Annotated in this window: 2 protein-coding genes; one reads left to right on the top strand and one right to left on the bottom strand. The window is 47.1% G+C overall.

The features are described 5' to 3' along the window. Nucleotides 1–476 (bottom strand): DEAD/DEAH box helicase (locus tag KI743_RS23180; protein WP_285468425.1); only part of this gene is annotated, 476 nt, incomplete at its 3' end. A 180-nt stretch (nucleotides 477–656) separates the two neighbouring features. Between KI743_RS23180 and bluB the strand changes: the two genes are divergently transcribed. Beyond that, nucleotides 657–1331 carry a 5,6-dimethylbenzimidazole synthase gene (gene bluB, locus KI743_RS23175; protein ID WP_285468423.1) on the top strand — a complete coding sequence of 225 codons (675 nt, stop codon included), beginning with the start codon at nucleotides 657–659 and terminating at the stop codon, nucleotides 1329–1331. The last annotated feature ends 118 nt before the right edge of the window (nucleotides 1332–1449 follow it).

Genomic DNA, 1449 nt, shown 5'->3' with positions numbered 1-1449 from the left:
ATGCGGTCAGCTTCATCAAGAACCAGTACTTCTACTTCTTCAAAGTACACCGCTTTTTGACCGTACATATCGATCAAACGACCTGGAGTCGCAACCAAAATATCGACACCTTCAATGAGGCGCTCTTTCTGATGCTTGTACTCAACTCCACCGTACATTGCCAATGAGGTTAGGTTAAGGTGCTTCGCATATTTTTTGATATTGCGATCAACCTGAACGGCTAGCTCACGAGTTGGCGCTAAAATCACAGCACGAATGCGTTTTTTACGCTGAGTCGTCCCTTTGCTCAACATCTCCAAAATCGGCAACACGAAGCTCGCGGTTTTACCAGTACCGGTTTGCGCTGCGGCGATAAGGTTACGACCAGAAAGAACAATAGGAATTGCTTTTTCTTGGATAGATGTCGGTTTATCGTAGCCGAGTGCATTAACGGCTTTAACAATTGGGGAGCTTAATCCAAGTTTGGAAAATGGCATAAGGGTCTCAGTTAGGTTGGCTGTATTAGCGGTGGGTTGGAACAGTCATTAAGACAAAGTCTATGATGATGCGGGGCATTCTACCATGTTGCCTGACTACCGCTAGTTTTATGGTGGCTTTAGTTGGATAATGCCCTTTCAATCGCTCATTCAAACCGCTCAACTAAGTGATAGGGAAGTATGGAAATCACGACCAACGAACGCGACGCCGTTTACAAGACTATTTTTTCACGCCGAGATGTTCGAGGCCAATTCCTGCCGGACCTGATATCTGAAGAGGTGCTAATGCGAGTGCTCACTGCAGCGCATCATGCACCCAGTGTCGGTTTCATGCAGCCATGGGATTTTATCGTGGTGCGAGACGCGGAAACCAAACAGAAGATAAAGCGTGGCTTTGATCAAGCTCATGCAGAGTCGGCAGAGATGTTTAGCGATGAAAGGCAAGCGCTCTATAAAAGATTGAAGCTAGAGGGTATTGTTGAGTCGCCAATTGGTATCTGCGTGACTTGCGACAGAAACCGAACTGGTCCGGTAGTTCTCGGTAGAACAATCAAGCAAGAGATGGACTTGTACAGTACTGTATGTGCGGTTCAAAACCTATGGTTGGCTGCAAGGGCAGAAAACCTAGGGTTAGGATGGGTGAGTATTATTCATGACTCTGCGTTGAGAGAGGCTCTGGAGATCCCAGAAGAGATCGATATCGTTGCTTACCTTTGCCTTGGTCATGTCGAGCACTTTAAGGATAAGCCTGAGCTAGAAACCTTGGGATGGCTGCCACGACGTGACGTCAACTCGGTAATTCATGAAGGGAAGTGGAACCCTGAACAAGTCGAGCCCGCTCAGTCTGATAACTAGAACGAATAAAAAAGGGCTCTAAGAGCCCTTTTAAAATCAAGTTTCGGTGTCAGGTCGTTACTCTGCTGCTTGACCCGTCATTGATAGCGCTAGCGCTTCTGCAGCCTTGATACCGTCA

This window comes from Vibrio sp. D420a, from assembly GCF_030248625.1.
Taxonomy (GTDB): Bacteria; Pseudomonadota; Gammaproteobacteria; order Enterobacterales; family Vibrionaceae; genus Vibrio; species Vibrio fortis_A.
The sequence above is the reverse complement of the archived record's forward strand: the minus strand, read 5'-3'. Positions and strand labels throughout refer to the sequence as shown.